At 72.2% G+C, this 17430-nt stretch carries 11 protein-coding genes; 5 read left to right on the forward strand and 6 right to left on the reverse strand.

Features of this window, described 5'->3' with window-relative positions:
* Positions 1 to 236: 236 nt before the first annotated feature.
* Positions 237 to 926 (forward strand): demethylmenaquinone methyltransferase, encoded by a 690-nt coding sequence (locus AB0F81_RS44505; RefSeq protein WP_360209105.1) that lies wholly within the window; start codon positions 237 to 239, stop codon positions 924 to 926.
* A gap of 28 nt (positions 927 to 954) precedes the next feature.
* Here AB0F81_RS44505 and AB0F81_RS44510 read toward each other — a convergent pair whose 3' ends face one another.
* From AB0F81_RS44510 to AB0F81_RS44525, 4 genes are all read right to left on the reverse strand, one after another.
* The gene (locus AB0F81_RS44510; protein WP_360209107.1) at positions 955 to 1866 is read right to left on the reverse strand and encodes a hypothetical protein; all 912 of its coding nucleotides are present in this window, start codon (positions 1864 to 1866) and stop codon (positions 955 to 957) included.
* An 85-nt stretch (positions 1867 to 1951) separates the two neighbouring features.
* Positions 1952 to 3073: an epoxide hydrolase gene (locus AB0F81_RS44515; RefSeq protein WP_360209109.1), complete on the reverse strand. Its 1122-nt coding sequence runs from the start codon at positions 3071 to 3073 to the stop codon at positions 1952 to 1954.
* 541 nt (positions 3074 to 3614) lie between these two features.
* Entirely contained in the window at positions 3615 to 4286 is a 672-nt protein-coding gene (locus AB0F81_RS44520) for a YceI family protein (protein ID WP_360209112.1), read from the reverse strand.
* A 937-nt stretch (positions 4287 to 5223) separates the two neighbouring features.
* On the reverse strand, positions 5224 to 5634 hold the full coding sequence (locus tag AB0F81_RS44525; RefSeq protein ID WP_360209114.1) for a VOC family protein: 411 nt from the start codon (positions 5632 to 5634) through the stop codon (positions 5224 to 5226).
* A 198-nt stretch (positions 5635 to 5832) separates the two neighbouring features.
* Here AB0F81_RS44525 and AB0F81_RS44530 point away from each other — a divergent pair, with 198 nt between their 5' ends.
* A complete protein-coding gene (locus tag AB0F81_RS44530) occupies positions 5833 to 10041 on the forward strand; it encodes a hypothetical protein (RefSeq protein ID WP_360209116.1) in 4209 nt (1402 codons plus the stop codon).
* Positions 10042 to 10127: 86 nt separating this feature from the next.
* Here the strand turns inward: AB0F81_RS44530 and ppdK are convergent, their stop codons facing one another.
* Both ppdK and AB0F81_RS44540 read right to left on the reverse strand, forming a co-directional pair.
* A complete protein-coding gene (ppdK, locus tag AB0F81_RS44535) occupies positions 10128 to 12806 on the reverse strand; it encodes a pyruvate, phosphate dikinase (RefSeq protein WP_360209119.1) in 2679 nt (892 codons plus the stop codon).
* Positions 12807 to 13356: 550 nt separating this feature from the next.
* The gene (locus tag AB0F81_RS44540; protein ID WP_360209122.1) at positions 13357 to 14058 is read right to left on the reverse strand and encodes a hypothetical protein; all 702 of its coding nucleotides are present in this window, start codon (positions 14056 to 14058) and stop codon (positions 13357 to 13359) included.
* A gap of 157 nt (positions 14059 to 14215) precedes the next feature.
* On the opposite strand from AB0F81_RS44540, the gene AB0F81_RS44545 reads away from it, so the two are divergent.
* The 3 genes from AB0F81_RS44545 to AB0F81_RS44555 form a co-directional block, all read left to right on the forward strand.
* Positions 14216 to 15667, forward strand: coding sequence for an FAD-linked oxidase C-terminal domain-containing protein (locus tag AB0F81_RS44545; protein ID WP_360209124.1), 1452 nt, complete (start codon positions 14216 to 14218; stop codon positions 15665 to 15667).
* Positions 15667 to 16821: an FAD-binding oxidoreductase gene (locus tag AB0F81_RS44550; protein WP_360209127.1), complete on the forward strand. Its 1155-nt coding sequence runs from the start codon at positions 15667 to 15669 to the stop codon at positions 16819 to 16821. Before AB0F81_RS44545 ends, AB0F81_RS44550 begins: the two co-directional genes overlap by 1 nt.
* A partial coding sequence (locus AB0F81_RS44555; RefSeq protein ID WP_360209130.1) for a 4Fe-4S dicluster domain-containing protein occupies positions 16821 to 17430 on the forward strand: 610 nt, incomplete at its 3' end. The genes AB0F81_RS44550 and AB0F81_RS44555, both read left to right, overlap by 1 nt.

Below are 17430 nucleotides of genomic sequence, written 5' to 3' on the forward strand. Positions count from 1 at the left end.
CCCACCGCCGCAGCAGCCCGGCACCGCAACAACCGCTGGCCCTCGCCGCCACAGCCGCAGGGCTGCCGTCGGAACAGCCCGGCATAGCCACCGCCGCCCCACCCCCGCCGCTGCAGCAGCCCAGCACCTCCACCCCTCGACCCGCGGCGGCACGCGGGCGGCGCGGTGGCCCACCGCCGCGCTCCCCCATCGGTAGGCACGGCGCCCGCACTCCCCGGGTGGCAGAGTGGTGGACCATGACGCGCGCCCACCTGGACAAGCAACCGCACGAGATCGCCGCCATGTTCGACGGCGTGGCCGAACGGTACGACGTGACCAACCGGGTCATCTCGTTCGGGCGGGATCGGGGCTGGCGGCGGCTCACCCGGCAGGCGCTGGGCCTGCGGCCCGGGGAACGGGTGCTCGACGTCGGCGCGGGCACCGGTGTCTCCACCGAGGAACTGGCGCGCTCAGGGGCGTACGCCGTCGGGGTTGATCTTTCGGTCGGGATGCTGCGGGCCGGGCGCCGCGCCGGCCAGGCCGTGCCGTTGCTGGCCGGCGACGCCCTGCGACTGCCGTTCCCGGACGCCAGTTTCGACGCGGTGACCATCTCGTTCGCGCTGCGCAACGTGGTCGACGTCGATGCGGCGCTGCGCGAGTTCGCCCGGGTGACGCGGCCCGGCGGCCGGCTCGTGGTGTGCGAGTGCAGCCGGCCGGTCAACCCGGTGTTCCGCGCGGTCTATCTCTCCGGGGTGCTGCGCGCGATGCCGGTGCTGGCCCGGTGGGTGGCCAGCAACCCGGAAGCTTACGTCTACCTGGTCGAATCCATCCGGGCGTGGCCCGGCCAGGAAGAACTGGCCGCCCGGCTCGCCGCGGCGGGCTGGCGGCGGGTGGCCTGGCGCAACCTGGCGGGTGGCGCGGCCGCCCTGCACCGGGCGGTCCGCTGACCGGCTTGCCGCCGCGGTGGCCGGTCCGCTACCGGCCGCACGCCACGCAAGCCCGCCGGGTTCGCAGGTGATAGTCGCTGGACGCCACCACCAACCCCAGACCCAGCACGCAGTAGGCCGACATCGCACTCCACAGGAACGCGTCCGAGAACTCACTGACCGACCCGGAAGCCACCTGCGTCATCCCCATCCCGAAGTAGGCCACGATCCCCACCCCGAGCCCGAACCCCGGCACCAGCAGCAGCCGGCGCGGAATGACCCGCCCGGCGAGCAGCGGCACCCACCCCGGCCACCTCTCACCCCATCGGTGCACCAGCGCGAGCGGCAGCAACACCCCCGCCAGCAGCATCCCCACCTCCAGGGCGATCAGCGACGGGTCCTGCTCGAGCCCGCCGAACCCCACCACCGCCTGCGCCACGAACCGCGCGACCAGTCCGGCCACCGCCGCATACGCCGCCCACCACGCCCACCGCGCCGGCCCGGCACGCCGCCACCCGGCCCGGCCGGTCCGGCAGCATTCCGCGCAGTCGCCCCGGGTCCGCCGCTGATACCGGGCGGTCGCCAGGGCGAGCAGCACCGCCCCGGAAACGCAGACGAGCCGGCTGGCGAACGCCACCGGCTCGAAGTACGGCCCCAGACTGAACAGCAGAAAACCCACCAGCTCGGGCAGCAGGATCCCGGCGGACGCGGTCAGCGCCGCGGCCACGGCCCAGGCCACGCCCGCGAGCACCGGCTGCCAGGTGCGGGCCGCCTCCAGCAGCACCGCCACCACCCCGGCGGCCAGGCACAACGCCACCGACCACCATCCGTGGAACCCCAGCAGGTCCCACTCGAACCTCCCGAACTCCGGCGCGTCCCCCACCGTCCAGGCGAGACGCACGCCCCCGTATGCCACGGACCAGCCGAGCACCGCGTACGTCAGACCCCGAGATCTCTGCATACCTTCGATGCTCCAAGCCCGGCGACGCCGGCGGTTCCCGCCGGCGAGGGTTCCGCCTCCCCCTCACGGGGGAGGCGGATCACGATCAGCCCTTGAGCGTACGGAAGAAGCCCCGCACGTCGTCGCTGAAGAGTTTCGGCTGCTCGGCCGAGAGGAAGTTCCCACCCGCGGGCATCTCGGTCCAGTGGGTGACCGGGGCGTCCCGCTCGGCGAAGCGCCGCACGGTGATGTCGGTGACCCCGAGCGCCACCCCGAGCGGCACCGTCGACTTCGGCTTCGGCGCCCAGGCCGACGGGTCGTGCGTCATCTCCCAATACAGGCTCGCCGACGAGCCCGCCGTTCCCGAGAACCAGTACAGGCTGACGTTGGTGAGCAGCAGGTCCCGCCCCACCGAGTCCTCCGGCAGGGTGGCCGACGGGTCGGTCCACTCCTGGTACTTCTCCACGATCCAGGCGAGCTGCCCGGCCGGCGAGTCGTGCAGCCCGAACGCCAGCGTCTGCGGCCGGGTCGACTGGATGACGTTGAACCCCATCTTGTCGTCGCGGAACTCCTGCAGCCGCCGCAGCCGGTCCTGCTCGGCCGCGGTGAGCTCGGCGAAGTCCGCAGGGTCGTCCGACGGGAAGGTGATGTGCCCGTTCACGTGCACCCCGATCACCTTCTCCGGCGCCTGCCGCCCCATCTCGACGGCGGTGGCCGCTCCCCCGCCGTTGCCCTGGACGCCGTACCGCTCGTACCCGAGCCGGGCCATGACCTCGTGGAACGCCGCAGCGATCCGCGTGGTGTTCCAGCCTTCCGAGGTGAGCGGCCCGGAGTAGCCGACGCCCGGGGTGCTCATCAGCACCAGGTGGAAGTCCGCGCTCAGCTCCTCGACCACCGGCAGGTAGAGCACGAACGACGCCGGCCAGTCGTGCGTGATCAGCAGCGGCACGGCGTCCGGGTTCGCCGACCGCACGTGCGCGAAGTGCAGCGTCTGCCCGTCCACCTCGGTGAGGAACTGCGGCAGCTCGTTGATCCGAGCCTCCGCGGCGCGCCAGTCGAACTCGTCCGCCCAGTAGGTGGCCAGCCCGCGCAGGTAGTCCACCGGGACACCACGGCGCCAGCCCTGCCCCGGGATCTCCGGCGTCCAGCGGGTGCGGTGCAGCCGGTCCCGCAGGTCCTGTAGGTCGGCCTCAGAGATCTCGATACGGAAGGGACGAATCTCGCTCATCACCGAACTCCTCGTTCGTGTCAGCCGCTCTGGAACGGAATGCTTCGTTCCGCTTCACAGTAACACGCTCGCCGCCGGAACGGAATACTTCATTCCGCAAAGCTGCAGCCCGCCCGCCGCTCGCTCGTGAAGGCCAGCCGCCATGCGGATCAAGCCGATGTCGAGGGCTGGGCATTGACCAGTCGTCGTCCTCCGGAGCCCCGATGCCCCATGCCGTCAGCCCGTCACGCCCAGCTGGCGCCCCCGCCGCACCCAGCCCACCGCTAGAGTCGCCTGAGCGACGGCCCCGCAGGCCTGGCTGGCACCCACGCGCCTATCCCCGGCCGCCGAAACGCCCAGGCCGCCAGCGAGGCAAGCTCGGCTGGCGCCTACGGACCGAATCCGCCGGTCATTGCGTTCGTCAGTGCCAGCCGAGCGGGATGAGCTGGCCGGGACAGCACCAGCCGGGGCGGCACCAGCCGGGACAGCGCTAGCCAGTGACTCTGGTCAGGATGGCGCCGGCCCGGCGACTGCCTGAGCGGGCAGCGCCGGGCCGATCGCGTCAGGATTCGCGGATCGCCTCGCCGGCGATCTCGATGCGGACCTTCTTGCCCACCAGGACGCCGCCGCTTTCCAGCAGGACGTTCCAGACCAGGCCGTAGTCCTCGCGGTCCAACTCGGCGGTGGCGCTGAATCCGAAGATCTCCCTCTCGTACGGGTCACGCCGGGCACCGCCGAACTCCATGTGCATGTCGATGGGCCGCGTCACGTCCTTGACCGTCAGCAGACCCTTGATCACGAACCGGCCGGACGCCCGGGTGGCGGCCGGCGGCAGGTCGGCGATCGTTCCGCGGCGGCCCAGCGGGTTGTTGCGCAGCCGGGCCCAGTGGAAGATCGGATCGTTGTCGGCTTCCCAGACGATGCCCGTGCTGCGGTATTCGAGCGTGGGATAGCGGCTGACGTCGAGAAAGTCCGGGCTGGACAGATGCGCGTCCCGATCCGGATTGTGGGTGTTGATGCTGTCCGCGCGAATCGTCGCGGTGATCGACGACTGCAACGGATCAGGCGCCACCGAGATCGTGGCGGTGCCCTTGGCGAACTCCCCCCGGATCGGACTGACCATCATATGTTGCGCCAGAAATCCGATGCGCTTGTGAGCTTCATCCAATGTGTAAACGCCCGGATCTGGAATGATCAGGCCGTTCCACTCACGGACCGGCCGGTCGACCGTCACGTTGCCCTCCCCCTCGGCACCATCGCGGCCGCGCAGCGGCGCACGAGCCCCCCGGCTCGCCTGATGCTTGATTCAGCAAGATTCTAGGCGCGGGGGTGATCACGCTGTGACCCCAAGGAATGCATTACGTGTCCGCCGCCACAGCAGTGCCACTGTCCATGATCGGCGATTGCATCCGATTTACACCGAGCGGCAACTCGTCCAGACAATGGTCCTGAGCAGGCAATATTCGCAATCTCTAACGATCACTAAGGACGCTCGGCAACACGGGCGGGAAACACCTGTCGGAACGACGACACGGCCCCGTCCCGTGCCACAGCCGTCACCCACCGTGACATCGAGACGCGACGCCGAGCGCGGCAAGCGTGCTCCGCCAAGAACTCGATACTCCGCTGACAAACTCCGCAAAAGGGGAAGAGCAGGTCAGACCTCGATACGGAACAGATCCGGCAAATGCCCCGCAAATGCCGCTCCTCCGCCTTCAAGCCATTATGGATTGGACATAGAGGAACGACCGAATGACCCGGGCCGAGCAGAGCGCAGCCAGGAAGTGCACCGACTTGAGAAAGACCCGCCAGGGGTTATGCCACACATTCAGCAGTGACCATCCAAGCGCCAAGAACTAATAAGAGAACGGCAAAACCACGACCTGCAGGGAGCCGCCAAGAAAGAAATCTTCGACCGGCAGCGGACAACGCGCAAGCACCCAGCCGGCACCGACACGCAAGCACGCAGCGCAAACAAGCGCAGGCAAGACGGAAGCGCCGGCGCAAACGCGAGAGCTGACACAGACCACCGGCCCGACCACGCGCGCATGCACTCACCCCAGGGCCCGCTCGAACCGGCGAGCGGCCCGCCGAGCCATGCGGCCGGCTTCAGGGCAGCAGCGAACGCCCGGCACCCGCGCGCTCAGCCCAACCCGGAACCTCCCATCACGTCACTGAGGCTGGCCGATGTTCACCATCCACTGCACGCCGTAACGGTCGACCATCTGGCCGAACTCGTCACCCCACATCTGCTTCTCCAGCGGCACCGTGACCGTCGCCCCCTCGGCGAGTTTCTGCCACAGCTCGTGGAGACCGTCACCGGTGTCACCGCTGAGGCACACCGTCATCGTGTTGCCGGGCTGGAAATCCATGCCGGGTGGGCAGTCCGCCCCCATCAACGTGTTGCCGCCGGCCGCGGTGAGCTGGGCGTGCATCACCTTGTCCTGCAGGCCTGGGTCGGGTGTGCCGACCTCGCCGAACGTCATGATCGAAAGATCCCCGCCGAGGACCGAACGGTAGAACTCCATCGCCTCGCGCGCGTTGCCGTTGAACGTCAGGTAGGGGTTGAGCCGGTACGTCATGACAGCTCCCTCGCCGTTGGACGACTACACCCCCGGACGCTAGTCCCACCCACCGACACTTTTCACCGGGTTCCCCGGGGTCTACCCGGTCGGGTTCCGCGGGACCACCCACGGTGGCACGACGCCGGTAGCATTCGCGACGACACAGGGCGAGGCCACCAGCACACACCGGTGACACCGGACAGGTTGGGGATGCGCATGGGGGCGACCGGGGATCATCTCGTCGAGCGGCGCAGGCTGACCGCCGCCGTCGAGCATTCCGTGGCGACCTCCCCCTGGACGCTGCTGACCGGCGAGCCGGGCTCCGGCCGCACCACCCTTCTCGCCGCCCTGTCCCGGGCCCACCCCGACTGGCTGCACTTCTCCGCGACCCGCGACACCCTCACCGCGCTGACCCGCGCCGACCCGGCCGGCTTCCTGCTGGCCATCGGCTACCAGCTGGCCCGCACCCGCCCTCACCTGTTCGATCCGGCCGGCTCCTCCCCCTTCGACCGGGCAGCTCATGCCGGGGTGGCCGCCGGACGGCCGTACCTCGATGCGCGCATCCTCGTACCCGATGCTCTTCTTGATCTTGCGTTGACCGCGCCGGCGGCGCGGCTGGCGGCCGCCGACCCGGAGGCCGCGATCGTGATCCTGGCCGATCTCACCGGCGAGCCTTCCGGGCGGCTCGCCGCATGGCTCACCGGCACGCCGGCCCTGCCGGCCAACGTGCGTTTCGTCCTGGCCACGCAGCCACATCACGCGCGCCCGGCACGGGGAGACCTCGCCGAGGTGGTCATTGCGGCAGGCGCGCGCGAGGCCCACAAAGACCTGATGGGGTACGCGGAAAGCACCCTCCCCCGGTCACTCGCCCAGCGGGTCGCCGACCAGGCGGAGGGCAATTTCCTGTACGTCGCCCAGTACGCCCGCTCTCGCGCGACGGCGCCGGATCCGCCCCGGGGTCTGCCCGCCCTCCTCACGCTGGTGCTCGACCGCGCCCGAGCGCCTGATGCCGCCGACGGCCGAGGCACGTCTCGAGGGCCGAGTGCCGGCCGGGACCCGCAAGCCAATCGCTCGCCAACGGTTGAGCAGGCGGTTCTCGGCCTGCTGACCGTGGCCCGCGCCCCACTTTCCGCCGCGGACATCGTGCGGCTCTCCGGCCTGCCGATCAGCCCCGCCGAGGTGCGTGACGCGCTGCGCCGGCTCCACCCTCTGCTGCGGGAGAGCGCCGATCGATTCCTGCTGTTCCACGACGCGATCGGCGATTTCCTCACCACACCGGAGACACACGCGAGCCATCCGCAGTGGGCGGTCGATCCGGTCGAGTGGCATCGCCGCCTGACCCGCTCCTGCCTCGGCGCCCGCACCACGGCTGGCAGCGCCGGTGACGGCGGAGGCGGCATCGGCCGAGAGCCTGCGGACGTGGATTGGCCGGCCGCCGGCGACTACGAGCTGGTGCACCTCGCTGACCATCTGGTCGCGGCCGGCGAGGCGCGGCGGCTGACGTCGCTGGTCCGCGCCGGGCTGCGCCGGGCGGTCCGGGCGCGGTTCGGTCACGACCTCTTCTTCGCCCGCGTCGTCGAACTCGCACTGGAAGACACCCTCGGTGAGAAGGAGGAGGAAGCGGTCTCCGCTCTCCCGGCGGTGCTGTTCCTTTCGGTGGTCCGTGGCGAACTCGCGCGCGCGGCCGGCAGCCACCTCTCCCCCGCCGTTCTCGGCTTGGCCGCCCGGCTCGGCCGCGCCGCTGAGGCGTGGGAGCACGCCTGGGCGATGCCGCCCTCGGCCCGGCGGATCACCGCGCTCGCCGAGGTGGCCCGGCACGCCGACCGCTGCGACCTGGCCGAGATGGTGGTGGAGCAGGCGACCGCGCTCGGCGACAGCGGCGCTTGCCGGGAGGCGGCGGTGGTGCTGGCCCGCTACGACCTGCCCCGTGCCCTGGAGCTGTGGGATCGGGCGGGGCCGGAGGTGCCGCCGGATCCGGTGTACCGTGCCGCCGGCGACCCGGCCCTGTTCGCCCGGATGGCGGCCGGGCGCACCGCAGCCTGCCTGGACGCCGTCGCAAGCGGCTTCCCGGCGGATCGCGGGGTGCTGCTGTTGCACGCCCAGTCCGGTTTGGAGCTGCTCGACGGCCGGGACCGGGTGATCGCTCTGGCCCGCCTCGCCGAGCTGGATCCGGCGGGGGCCGGGCGTTACCTGCCGGCGCTGCGCCGCGAGGCGGTCCTGCTCGACGCGGAACGCAGCCGCTCGGACGCCCGGGCGCTGGCCGGGGCCGCGGTTCTGCTGGCCGGGGTCGACGAGTCGCTGGCGGCGACATTGCTGAGCCGATGCGGGCGGGTCGTGCCGGAGCAGGCCCGCGCCCTGCTCCGGCTGGGACGCCCGGACGAGGCCCGGCTGGCCTTGACGGTCCGGCTGGCCGAATCACCGGGCCCGGAGGAGCGGCTGCGAATCGCCGAGGCCCTGGAACCGCTCGACCCGCGCCGGGCCGCCGAGGTGCTGGACGAGGTCGCCGCCGAGGTGGAGGCCGGTCGCGCGACCGCCCCTGGGTTGATCACGGTCCTGGCCGGCCGGGATCCGGAGCGTGCTGCCGCTCTGGCCCGGGGTGCGCCGGCGCCGGAGCGGGCCGACCTGCTCGCCGCGCTCGGGCACCAGCATCTCGACGAGGGGCGTTCCGCGCTCGCGTCCGGGCTTCTCGCCGAGTTGCTGGTGCGGGCCGGCCAGCAGCTGCCGCTGCGGGATGCCGAGGCCGGTCTGCCGTTCGGTCCTGCCGACACCAGGTCCGCGGCGGGCCACCAGCCGTTCCTGCGCGACGTGCGGTTGCGCTGGGCCGACCGGCTCCGCCGCCGCCTCTACACCGATCCGGCCGAGGTGCTGCGGGCGCTGTCACCGGGCCCGTCCTCGCCGGGCAGCCCGCATTCGCTGGCCCGGGTCCTGCGCGTCTACGCGACCGAGCTGTCCAGCGACCCCGCCCGGCCGACACTCCCGAGCCACCCGCAGCCCATTGACCCGGCCAGGACAACCACCGCACCGTCCACCGCCGGCACAGGAACGAGCTCCATTCCGGCCACCACGCCCACCGCCCGCGAAGAAGCAAGCTCCGAACCGGCCACCACAGCCACCGCACCCGCCGAGGCGTCCGTCGGCCGCGGAGGAACAAGCGCCGGACCGGCCGCGGCAAGGGTCGGCCGGGAAGGGACCAGCGGGCCGGATGGCATCCCGGCCGTGCCGAGGCAGCGGACCCGCGCGGCAGACCGCGTCATCGGCTTGCGGGGCACGGGCCTCGCCGCGGCCGGCGAGGAGAGCGCCGACCCCGGGCTGGCAGCACGGGTCGCCGCCGCCGAGCTCGCGGCCGCCATCGAGGATCGGGGTGAGGCCGCGGTCGCGCAGGCTGCCCTCGTCGCCGCCGCGATCCGGGACCGCGACCTGGACGGTGAGGCGCACGCCTGGCGGCGACTGCGCAATCTGATCGTCCGGATGCCCCGCGGCCACTGGCATTCCGGCGGGCCCGAGCTGGACCGCAGCCACCTCGCCTATCTGCGCCCCGACTACCGGGCCCGGTTCGACACCGCGATCGGTGTCCTGCCCTACCAGCCGGATCTGGGAGCGGCGCTGCTCACCGACCTGCCCGCGCTGGGCATGGTGTTCCAGTTGACGTTCGGCTGCGACTCCTCCCACCGTTACACCGCGCAGCGTCTGGCCGGGCGGCGGCCGGACCCGGCGGCGGCCCAGGTGCACGAGAGCCTGCGGCGGCAGTCGCCCGGCGCGCTGCCCGACCCGGTGCTCGGCGCGGTGGTGACCGCGACGGTGTCGGCGAACGAGCAGATGCTGGGCGGCGCCGAGCTGAGCGTCGAGGACCCGGTCTATCGGTTGCACGCGCGGCTCACGGCGCGTACCCGGCGCTCCGCACTGCCCGGCGCCGGGCCCGGCGAGCCGGTGCGGGCCGGTTCGCTCGATCCGGAGCGGCTGGCGGCGTACGCGGAGATCGTGCGCCGCAACGCCGGCAGCCCGGTGGTGGCCGCCCTGGCCGGGCAGGTGCTGGCTGCGGCCGCCGGCCGCAGCGACGAGGCGCTGCTCATTCTCGCCGAAGCGGGGTACGGCGACCCGCGCGCGCTGCTGGCCGACCTGCTGCCGCGGCTGCCCCGGATGTCACCGGCCGCCCGTGACGACCTGCTGCCCGAGTTGTCCGTTCTGCTGTTCCGGCACGATCCGCCGCGGGCGTTGCGGTTCCTCAGCGACGCGGCGTCGCAGCGCTGGCCGGTGGCCGCGGCGATCCTGGAACACGCCGCCCCCGAGCTGCTCGCCGCAGCCGGCCCGCGCATCGGTCACGCCCTGCACGCCGCGGTCGTGCGCGCGGTCGACTGCTGCGCGCCGACCGGCGACGACCGCCCGGCGGTGATCGACGGAACGTTCCGCAACGGCACGGCGGCCTGAAAAGAAGCTGGAGCGGGCGGCCCGAACGGCCCGAACACGGCCGCGTGATGACCGCTGGGAGGCCGCCGAGCCGCCCGCCCCACCTCTTACCGGTGGTCCGACCCTTCCGACGTCACCGCCGCCCGGCCCGCTTCCAGCCGGGCGATCGGCACCCGGAACGGCGAGCACGACACGTAGTCCAGCCCCACCTGGTGGAAGAAGTGCACCGAGTCCGGGTCACCGCCGTGCTCACCGCACACCCCGAGCTTGAGCCCGGGCCGCGCCGCCCGCCCCTCCTCGGCCGCGATCTTCACGAGCCGCCCGACGCCGTCGGTGTCGATCGACTCGAACGGCGAGATGCCGAAGATGCCCAGCTCCAGGTAGCGCCAGAAGAACGCGCCCTCGACGTCGTCGCGGGAGAAGCCCCAGCCCATCTGCGTCAGGTCGTTGGTGCCGAACGAGAAGAACTCGGCCGCCTCGGCGATCTGCCCGGCGGTCAGCGCCGCCCGCGGCACCTCGATCATCGTGCCGATCAGGATCTCGACACCCGAGTCCGCCACCGTCGCCGCGATGATCCGCTCGGCTTCCGCCCGTACCGTCTCCAGCTCCTGCACGGCACCGACCAGCGGAACCATGATCTCCGGTCGTGGCGTGCCGCCTTCGGCGGCGAGCGCGACCGCGGCTTCCGCGATGGCCCGCACCTGCATCGCGAAGAGACCGGGAATGACCAGGCCGAGGCGTACGCCGCGCAGCCCCAGCATCGGGTTCTGCTCGTGCATGCGCCGGACCGCCGCGAGCAGCTGCTCGTCGTGCTCGACGTGCTGCCCGTGCTCGTGCTGGACCGCCACCCGCACCGCCAGCTCCTCCAGCGACGGCAGGAACTCGTGCAGCGGCGGGTCGATCAGCCGCACGGTGACCGGCAGGCCGTTCATCTCCCGGAACAGTTCCAGGAAGTCGGCCCGCTGCAGCGGCTGCAACGCGGCCAGGGCGTCGTCGCGTTCCCGGTCGGTGCGCGCCAGGATGAGGCGTTCCACCAGCTCACGCCGGTCGCCGAGGAACATGTGCTCGGTGCGGCACAGGCCGATGCCCTGCGCGCCGAAGCGCCGGGCGCGGGCCGCGTCGGCCGCGGTGTCGGCGTTGGTGCGCACCTTGAGCCGGCGCTTCTCGTCGGCGTGCGTGATGATCCGGTGCACGGCGGCGACCAGCGGGTCGTTGGCCTGGGCCGGGTCGAGGTCGCCCTCGAAGTACTGCACCACCTCGCTGGGCCGCACCGGCACCTCGCCGAGGTAGACCCGGCCGGTGGTGCCATCGATGGAGACGACGTCGCCCTCGTTCACCACCGTGCTGCCCACCGTGAACGAGGAGGGGCCGACCTCGATCTCGTCGGCGCCGCAGACGCAGGTCTTGCCCATGCCGCGGGCGACCACCGCGGCGTGCGAGGTCTTGCCGCCGCGGCTGGTCAGGATGCCCTGCGCGGCGATCATGCCGGGCAGGTCGTCCGGGTTGGTCTCGCGGCGGACCAGGATCACCTGCTTGCCCTCGCCGGCCAGCTCCACCGCCCGCTGGGCGGTGAAGACGACTTCGCCGTACGCGGCGCCGGGCGACGCCCCGATCCCCCGGGTGATGGACGACGGGTCGCCGGACAGGTCGAAGCGGGGGAACATCAGCTGGGCGAGCTGGGCGCCGCTGACCCGGGTGAGCGCCTCGTCGAGGTCGATCACGCCCTCGTCGACGAGCTGGGCGGCGATGGTGAAGGCGGCGGCCGCGGTGCGCTTGCCGACCCGGGTCTGCAGCATCCACAGCTTGCCGCGTTCGATGGTGAACTCGATGTCGCACAGGTCGCGGTAGTGGCCCTCGAGGGTGGCCATGATCTGCAGCAGTTCGTCGTACGACTTCTTGTCGAGCCGTTCCAGCTCGGTCAGCGACAGCGTGTTGCGGATGCCGGCGACCACGTCCTCGCCCTGGGCGTTGGCCAGGTAGTCGCCGTAGATGCCCTGCTCGCCGCTGGCCGGGTCGCGGGTGAAGGCGACGCCGGTGCCGGAGTCGGAGCCGAGGTTGCCGAAGACCATCGCGACCACGTTGACCGCGGTGCCCAGGTCGGCCGGGATGCGCTCCTGCCGGCGGTAGAGGACGGCACGGTCGGCGTTCCACGACCGGAAGACCGCCTTGATGGCCTGGTCCAGCTGCTCGCGCGGGTCCTGCGGGAACTCGTGGCCGGTGTGCTTGACGAACACCTTCTTGTAGGCGGTGACCAGCCCGCGAAGGTCCTCGGCGTCGAGCTGCACGTCGTCCTTGACGCCCTTGCTCTGTTTCGCGTCGTGCAGCGCCTGCTCGAACTCCTCGCCCGGCACGTCGCACACGGTCTTGCCGAACATCTGGATGAGGCGCCGGTACGAGTCCCAGGCGAACCGGTCGTTGCCGCCGGCCTGGCGGGAGAGCCCGGCCACGGATTCGTCGTTGAGCCCGACGTTGAGAACCGTCTCCATCATGCCGGGCATGGAGAACTTGGCACCGGAGCGGACCGATACGAGCAACGGATCCGACGGGTCGCCGAGCCGGCGTCCCATGGCCTGTTCCAGCGAGGCAAGGTGCTCGTCGATCTCGGATGCCAATCCTTCGACGTGCGTGCCCTTCTGCAGGTATTGCTGGCACGCCTCGGTCGTGATGGTGAATCCGGCAGGCACTGGCAGGCCCAGGTTCGTCATCTCCGCGAGATTGGCGCCCTTGCCACCCAGCAGATCTTTGAGGTCCTTGTTTCCCTCGTGGAAGTCGTAGACGAACTTCATGCCCCACACACCTCCGGTTAAGAATCCGCGGCCGAATTGGTTCTCTGCCCCGGGATTCGTAAGGCTAAGCACGACTGAGGTGAATAGTTAACAGCCCGGTGGGGTTTTACACACCCACACGGAAGACCCTGTTCAGTTCGCGCTCTCTGCGCGCAGTTCCGCGCAGCAGCGGCTGCTCAGATGCTGAACAGTCGGACCATCGAGGGCCGCGCGGGGAAGGAGAAGAGGGGGAGAGCCGGTCCGGCTTGCCTCAGGCCTGCCGGACCCCCGGCTCGCCTCGCCGGCGCCATGGGCAGCGGCCGCGCCGATGCACATCCCCCGATGCAGGCAGCTCGGAATCCGAGGCCGATGAGCCGGGCAAAGCCTAAGACGTGGGGCGAACGCCGCTCAAGAAACCTCACCGGGACGGCCGAGTCCGCATCGGACGGTCGGGGGATGCCGGCCGGGGCGCCGCGACGGCGGCGGAGAAAGAAGGGCGCCGCTGCGAATTCCACGGGGGAAGAACTCGCAACGGCGCAGAGCGAACAATAGACCAAGCTCGTCCGGCTGTCTATCCCACCCGCTGGACGACCGAGCCGACCAGCCGCTGCCAGTCGTTCTCGAAGCCGGGCGACGCGCTCGCGTTGTTCAGCCGGTAGATCGCGTAGGTGTCGACGAGCACCACGTTGCGGCTGGTCAGCACGGCGACCGCGGTGTCGGCGGTGCCGGGGTGCGCAGCCTCGTAGAGCTTGTGGCGCACGATCACGAAACCGGACCAGCCGCCCTCGTCGAGCGGCCGCACCTCGACGGTCTCGGTGTACGCCGGCTCGTTGCGGTCCGCGGTGACGGTCGCCGGCACCGAGACCGATTTCTGGCACTTGTCGGCGACCGCGCGCAGCAGCGCCTGCCCGGCCTGGGCGGCAGCCTCGTCCGGATAGACCAGGGCGGTCTGGTGCAGTGTCTGCGCGCCCTTGGTGCCCTCGTCGGCGAACGACGCCGACACCAGCTCGGCGCCCGGCGGCACCTGCGGCGGCGCGCTGGTCCCGCCGCAGAAGCTGACCAGCTGCTGCGGGTCGGCGCTCTGCTGCGGCGCGCTCCAGGTCGGACCGATCTCGGCGGCCTGCAGGAACGCGCCGCGCATGGTGGTCACGCCGATCAGCCCGGCGTCCGGCGCCGGGTCCGGATCGTCCGAGGAGCACCCGGCGGCCAATCCCACCACCACGGCGCAGGCGGCGGTCAGGGCGGCTCGAAGGGTCCTGGCGGTCACGAACATCGGGCCATCTTGACAGACGGCGACGCGAACGGCGAAAGCCCGTACGCAGCATCGACTCCCCGTGACGCCAGGGCCACCCGGCGCGTTGCGCACCCGTCGCGCCCGGCGTCGATCACCGATAGCGTGACGGTAGGCGACGACGCCGAGGAGGTGCGCGATGAACCCTATCGATGCGCTGGCCGGCCGGCTCCGGGCCGAGCTGGCCCCGGAGCAGGTGCTCACCGACCGGCAGCAGCTACGGACGTACGAGTGTGACGGCCTCGCCCACTACAAGGTCATCCCCGCCCTCGTGGTCCTGCCGCACACCGCCGATCAGGTCGCCGCGGTGGTGCGCGCCTGCGCCGGCGCCGGGGTGCCGTTCGTGGCCCGCGGCTCCGGCACCGGCCTCTCCGGCGGCGCCCTGCCACACGCCGACGGGGTGCTGATCGTGACCTCGCAGCTGCGCGACATCGTCGAGATGCGCCCCGAGGACGAACGGGCCGTCGTCCAGCCCGGCGTGATCAACCTGCAGGTCACCCAGGCCGCCACCCCGTTCGGCTACTACTACGCGCCCGACCCCTCCAGCCAGCAGATCTGCTCGATCGGCGGCAACGTGGCGGAGAACTCCGGCGGCGCCCACTGCCTGAAATACGGCTTCACCACCAACCACGTGACCGGCCTGCGGGTGGTCACCCCCGACGGCGAGCAGACGCAGCTCGGCGGCGCCGCCCCGGACACCCCCGGCTACGACCTGCTCGGCGCGTTCGTCGGCTCGGAGGGCACCCTCGGGATCGCCACCGAGGTGACCGTGCGCCTGACCCGGCTGCCCGAGACGGTCCGGACCCTGCTGGCCGCCTTCGCCTCCACCGACCAGGCCGGCGCCGCCACCTCGGCGATCATCGCGGCCGGGGTGGTGCCCGCCGCGATCGAGATGATGGACGTGCTCTCCATCGAGGCCGCCGAGGCCGCGGTGCGCTGCGGCTATCCGGCCGGCGCCGGCGCCGTGCTGATCGTCGAGCTGGACGGTCCGGCCGCCGAGGTGGAGGCGCAGTTCGCCGAGGTGACCCGGCTCTGCGACGAGGCCGGCGCGTTCGAGACGCGGGTCGCCGCCGACGACGCCGAACGCGCCCTGATCTGGCGGGGCCGCAAGTCGGCGTTCGCCGCGGTCGGCCGGATCAGCCCGGACTACATCGTGCAGGACGGGGTGATCCCACGGACCGCGCTGCCCGAGGTGCTGCGCCGGATCAACGAGGTGGCCGAGGAGCACGGCGTCCGGGTGGCCAACGTCTTCCACGCCGGCGACGGCAACCTGCACCCGCTCGTCCTCTTCGACGCCGGGGTGCCCGGCGAGACCGAGCGCGCCGAGACGGTCTCCGGCGCGATCCTCGACCTCTGCATCGAGCACGGCGGGTCGATCACCGGCGAGCACGGGGTCGGCGTCGACAAGGCCCGCTACATGCCGCGCATGTTCTCCGACACTGACCTGGACACGATGCAGCTGGTCCGGTGCGCGTTCGACCCGGACGGCCTGGCCAACCCGGGCAAGGTGTTCCCCACCCCACGGCTGTGCGGGGAGCGCCCGGGGCGCCGGCAGGGCGCCTTCGAACACCAGGGTGCGGAGGTCTTCTGATGTCGGCGCTGGACGACCTCGCCGTCAAAGCGGGCGACGACGACGTGGTCGGCGGCGTGCCGGCCCGGCTGGTCGCCGCCCCGGCGTCCACCGGCGAGGCGGCCGCGCTGGTCGCCGCCGCGCGGGATCTGAGCGTGGTGGTCCGCGGCGGCGGCACCAAGCTGCAGCAGGGCCCGCCACCGCGCGAACTCGACCTGATCATCGACACCCGGCGGCTGGCCGGCGTGGTCGAGCACGCCGCCGGCGACCTGATCGCGGTGGTCCGGGCCGGCACCCCGATGGCCGAGCTGCACCGCCTGCCCGGACAGCAGCTCGCGCTGGACGCGCCGGCCGGCGCGACAGCCGGCGGCACGGTCGCGGCGAACGCGAGCGGTCCCCGCCGGTTGCGCTACGGCACGGCCCGCGACCTGCTGATCGGCATCACCGTGGTCCGGCCCGACGGTGAGATCGCGCGGGCCGGCGGCAAGGTGGTCAAGAACGTCGCCGGTTACGACCTGGGCAAGCTCTACACCGGTTCCTTCGGAACCCTCGGGCTGATCACCGAGTGTGTCTTCCGGCTGCATCCGGTCCCGGCCGCCACCGCTTTCGTACGGGCGAGCGCCACCCCCGGCCACGTGGCAAGGATCCTCACCGCCCAGCTCGCCGCCACCGCCGTCGAGGTGCACGCGGCCCCCGGCGCCGACCCCGAGATCGCCGTCCTGCTGGAGGGCACCGCGGCCGGGGTCCGCGACCGGGCCGAGACGGTCGCCCGCCTGCTCGACGGCGGCGAGATCACCGACGAGCCGCCGCCCTGGTGGGGTGTCCCGCCACCCGGCGACGTCACGGTCAAACTCACCGGCGTCCTCTCCCAGGTGCCGGCGCTGGTCGCCACCGCGGTCGGCGCGGGCGCCACGGTCACCGGCTCGGCCGGCGCCGGCGTGCTCTACGCCGGCTTCCCGGCGGAGGGCTGCGACCCGCACAGCCGGGTGGAGCTGGTGCGGGCGGCCACGATCCGGGCCGGCGGCCACACCGTGGTGCTGACCGCCCCGGACAGCGTCCGCGACACCCTCGACATGTGGGGACCGGTGCCCGGCCTCGCGCTGATGCGCCGGGTCAAGGACCAGTTCGACCCCGACCACCGCTTCGCACCCGGCCGCTTCGTGGGAGGCATCTGATGACCGACGTCGACGCCACACACGGAACCGGCGATCCCCCGCCGGACGCGTTGCGCGCCGCCGAGCAGACCGGCGGGCCGCACGGCGGGCCCGCCTTCGACAGCGACCACCCGCCGCGCCGGGAACTCGTGTCGGACTGCGTGCACTGCGGGTTCTGCCTGACCACCTGCCCCACCTACGTGCTGTGGGGCGAGGAGATGGACTCGCCGCGCGGCCGCATCCACCTGATCGGGCAGGGCCTCGACGGCGAGCCGCTCAGCGACTCGATGGTCACCCACTTCGACCGGTGTCTCGGCTGCATGGCGTGCGTGACCGCCTGCCCGTCCGGGGTGCGCTACGACCGGCTGATCGAGGACACCCGCGCCCAGGTCGAGCGCCGGCACGACCGCGGCGCGAAGGACCGGGCCCTGCGGGCGGCGATCTTCGCGCTCTTCCCGTACCCGCGAAGGCTCCGGCTGCTCAGAGGCCCGCTGTGGGCGTACCAGAGGTCGGGGTTGCAGAGACTGGTGGGCCGCAGCGGCCTGCTGGAGCGGCTGGCGCCCACGCTGGCGACGCTGGAGAGCCTGGCGCCGCGGCTGCGCGGCTCCTTCGGGCGCGGCGTGCCGCGGT

Source organism: Actinoplanes sp. NPDC024001, from assembly GCF_040638955.1.
Classification (GTDB): Bacteria; Actinomycetota; Actinomycetes; order Mycobacteriales; family Micromonosporaceae; genus Actinoplanes.